The 2,889-nt window shown below is 36.7% G+C and carries 3 protein-coding genes; 1 reads left to right on the top strand and 2 read right to left on the bottom strand.

Going from position 1 to position 2,889, the window contains the following annotated elements; genetic code table 11:
• Positions 1-95: 95 nt before the first annotated feature.
• Complete coding sequence (locus AAC854_RS21930; RefSeq protein WP_340618949.1) at positions 96-803, bottom strand: phosphatidylserine decarboxylase; 708 nt, start codon at positions 801-803, stop codon at positions 96-98.
• 577 nt (positions 804-1,380) lie between these two features.
• The gene (locus AAC854_RS21925; protein ID WP_340618948.1) at positions 1,381-1,674 is read right to left on the bottom strand and encodes a hypothetical protein; all 294 of its coding nucleotides are present in this window, start codon (positions 1,672-1,674) and stop codon (positions 1,381-1,383) included.
• A gap of 312 nt (positions 1,675-1,986) precedes the next feature.
• Between AAC854_RS21925 and AAC854_RS21920 the strand changes: the two genes are divergently transcribed.
• Entirely contained in the window at positions 1,987-2,472 is a 486-nt protein-coding gene (locus tag AAC854_RS21920; RefSeq protein WP_340618947.1) for an NUDIX hydrolase, read from the top strand.
• Positions 2,473-2,889: the final 417 nt, after the last annotated feature.

Genomic DNA, 2,889 nt, shown 5'->3' with positions numbered 1-2,889 from the left:
TATAAGAATGAAACGTAAACGCGCCTGGATGAGAATTCAGTTTTTAGAACAGGTATTACAAGCGGGATTTTCTAACCTGAATATTATTTAATCATTCATGCGGTTGCCCTGGTCATACCACCAGTCACGTGTTCTTTTACCGACACCAATGAAGTTAATTCATCGTCATCAGCGACAGGAATGACTAAGTCGACTTGTGAGCCATATCTAATCATAGAGAATCTATTTCCCTGAAATACAGGGGTATTTTGCTGAGTATGGAATGGCGTTATCGTATTAACATCATAATCACCAACCTGAACCATATAGTATTCTCTGCCAATTCCCGGAGAATAGACTTTATTAACGACACGCTGATTCAGGTATAAATAGTCGTCATAAATTAATTCGATATTCTCTTTATAAAAAATGTTACTCTCTACATCAATCATTGGTAGATTGTTGGTTTCCAGAGGTTCATGCTCCGCATAACTCAGGATGCCATCATAGGGAATTCTATTAACATGCACATCATAACATGTCATAAAGATACCAATGACAAGTGAGCGCTTGTCATAATGTTTATCTCTGATAATGTCCTGAATGCTATATTTTTTTCCTTTTACTTCAGTGATCGCCTCATCTGGATTTATTATCCCACTATAGATAACAAATCCATCAGCAGGAGATAGAAAATACCTATCATCTGTATTGATGGTTCTCGCGGGGTCCCTGAAAAAACCTTCCTGAAAATAAGTTTCAGGCGGAAGATCAGGTAGTCCATTAAATATCGATTTAATGGCTTCGTTCATTGTGTTCTTCATTATTACCTCTAAAAAATGCTCATCAACTGGAACATGAAACAGAGAAAAAACAATATGATGCAAACAATTGCCGCGAGATATGGTACAGCCTATTATCAATGATTCAATTTTATTTTATTTGGGGGTATATTTATTTTTTGTTTGTCATTAAACATAATTTCACCTAAGTTACCCGAATCGATAAATATATAAATGAATAAATATAAACTTAAACTGACTAAATATAATTTTATTGATGAAATTAACGATGTGAATTAAGGTAGTTTATTATATATATGTGTCAGTGACATTTATCACAAATACAATAAAAAATTTAATTAAATTTAAATAAACTGGGTTTATCAGGCTAATTTTTGGACTATTTCAACATTAAAGGTAATGGGAATATTTAAAAGATTAGATAACTTAGAGATCATGCAAAAGAACAGGGCTGTGGTACAAGTAAATCCAGCAACTGGCATTCCTGAGTATCTATATCACGTATTTGCTGATTATCTAACAACTCAAGGGTTTCGTGTCATTACCTATAATTGAATTGCGGGCTACTCAAATTATCATAGGGCAACCCGCAAGAACCTTAAATTCTGATTGGTTTTCTTGTCAGCATTTTTACGTATGCCGATACAAAGACTGCAGAGTAGAATAAAGGAACATATAGCAGCCCGATAGAGATCAGCATAGTGCCTATAGAGAGCATTATAGCTACCGTACTATCAGGAGAGGTTACATTCATTAAACCTTCTGATAATCCCACTAAAAACTCTTTTCCTTGTAGCTTTGCATAAAGCCATGAAGCACCGACAAGAACGGTTCCTAACCAAAATGAGATCCAGCATATTGCGGAAGTAAAAGTGATTGAGTTGTTTCTCATTCTTTGCCTTTTTATTCATTAAGTTATAAATAATATCAGTCTAAGTCTAGCTATCCTGTGATTTGTATACAACGCCTACTTAGAGTGATTATTTATCACTGGATTATTTATGCGATCTATGAAAGGAAAATTTCTACTTAAGCCTTAACCCAAATTGGCGTGAATCGGGTTACTTTAATGTCAAGGCTAAGTTCAGATGTCCATAGCTCTCTCAGGAATGAATCATTGGTGGATGCAGATAAATTTTACTTCACATTTATAACTATTTGTTTAAGCTGAACATCTCTCTTCATTGGAATATGGTAGTAAGGTATGCGTGTTCGGTGTTCAGCCAGGTTGCTTATCGTCAACCCGTCCAGACAAGTGTTGTTGTTTCGTTTTGTACACACAAACGATGCGTTGGCAGATAAGTCTTACTGGGCTACCCCCGGTGGCGGTGTTGAACATGGTGAGTCTTTTGAACAGGCTGCTGTCAGGGAGCTGAGAGAAGAAACTGGCATTCTTCGGGATGATGTCGGGCAATATGTTGCGCAGAGAACTTTCGAAATGATGCTACCCAGTGGAGAAACAGTTCTGGCAAAAGAGCGTTTTTTTATAGTCTTATCCGATGAAGACGAGATCAACACTAGTGGGTGGACTGATAACGAAAAATCAGTTATCCATCGTCACCATTGGTGGGGGCTTACAGAGCTGATTCAAACACAGGAAATAATTTATCCTTCTGATATTACAAGAATAATATCTTCGCATGTATTCGATGATCTCGAACAGCAATCCATTATAACTTTTGAGGACTGACCCCGAATATTTCACTTGAGCGAGTCTGTAAGGTCTTCAGCGCTTACGCCGGCGGGCTTAGCATTACAACTTTGCTGTTACAAACGTAGATTCGCATAATCTATATTATGTTAAATATGGATTGTCGGATAATAAGTTCATAAGTGTTCTCACGCTTTTACGATGGTACTTACACTACCCTCTTGACCATTCAGGTTCACTATAATACATTGAAAAACAATGAATTGAGATTTCATCAAAACTTGGCGGCTTGCGAGAGAGCGTCCATCGAAGTTCTCCCGCAGTTTACATGGCTTTTATACCGGGTATATATAACTTTTCATAATTATGAGAATTTCATATTTCCTATTCCTTTCCAACTATTTGCTGAAGCGGCATTCAAGAAAATCTTAACTCTTTTGATGAGCTGCCACATAT

The organism is Xenorhabdus entomophaga (assembly GCF_037996725.1).
Taxonomy (GTDB): domain Bacteria; phylum Pseudomonadota; class Gammaproteobacteria; order Enterobacterales; family Enterobacteriaceae; genus Xenorhabdus; species Xenorhabdus khoisanae.
This window is presented reverse-complemented; position numbering and strand designations above follow the sequence as displayed.